This is a genomic window from Mesorhizobium sp. M7A.F.Ca.MR.362.00.0.0 (assembly GCF_004023175.1).
In the GTDB taxonomy this organism is placed as follows: Bacteria; Pseudomonadota; Alphaproteobacteria; order Rhizobiales; family Rhizobiaceae; genus Mesorhizobium.
The window spans coordinates 1-247 of record NZ_RZTF01001085.1 but is presented as its reverse complement, the minus strand read 5'-3'; the positions used below and the strand labels follow the sequence as shown (position 1 = coordinate 247).

Annotated in this window: 1 pseudogene; it reads right to left on the bottom strand. The window is 66.0% G+C overall.

Annotated features, from left to right (window positions below):
- Positions 1 to 247, bottom strand: a pseudogene (locus EOC06_RS39225) (transketolase); the annotation flags it as partial.

Here is a 247-nt window from a genome sequence, read left to right as displayed (position 1 = left end):
ACATCCGCCGGGCGGAAGACGTTGAGATTAGGCGTGGCACGCAGCATCGCAAGGTGCTCGACCGGCTGGTGCGTCGGGCCGTCCTCGCCGAGGCCGATGGAATCGTGTGTCATCACATAGATGACGCGCTGGCCCATGAGCGCCGAGAGCCGCATCGCGCCGCGCGCATAATCGGCGAAGCACAGGAACGTACCGCCATAGGGCACGAAACCGCCATGCAGCGCGATGCCGTTCATGGCGGCCGCCA